1 protein-coding gene is annotated in these 313 nt (G+C 71.2%); it reads right to left on the bottom strand.

What is annotated here, in order from left to right:
• Positions 1-313: thioredoxin domain-containing protein (locus FLQ44_RS23835; RefSeq protein ID WP_500692559.1), on the bottom strand; the 313-nt coding region annotated here is incomplete at both ends.

The raw sequence follows: 313 nt of genomic DNA, 5'->3' as shown, positions 1-313 counted from the left end.
AGAGTGCGGCGATGTCCTCGATGCCGCTGATCGGCCGACGCTCGGTATGCACGGCGACGAACACGGGGGCATGCGCTGCTTCGAGCACGCCCAGGGCCTCGGCCGCGAAGTAGGCGCGGGCGTACAGGTCCCAGGCGCCGCCGAAGGCCGCCGGCTGATAGCGGAACACGACGTCGTCGGGCAGGCCCGGCTTCCAGGCATCGATGTGCGGCTGCAGGGCCGCGCAGGCGCCGCAGCTGTAGCCGAACACTTCCACCACCTCGATGCTGCCGGGCGGGGCCGATGTGGCGACGGCCGGCTCGATCAGCGTGTA

Origin of the sequence: Vogesella mureinivorans (assembly GCF_007644035.1) — a bacterium.
GTDB classification, from domain to species: Bacteria; Pseudomonadota; Gammaproteobacteria; order Burkholderiales; family Chromobacteriaceae; genus Vogesella; species Vogesella mureinivorans.
Note: the sequence above shows the minus strand (reverse complement) of the source record. Positions and strands in the feature narration are given on the sequence as shown.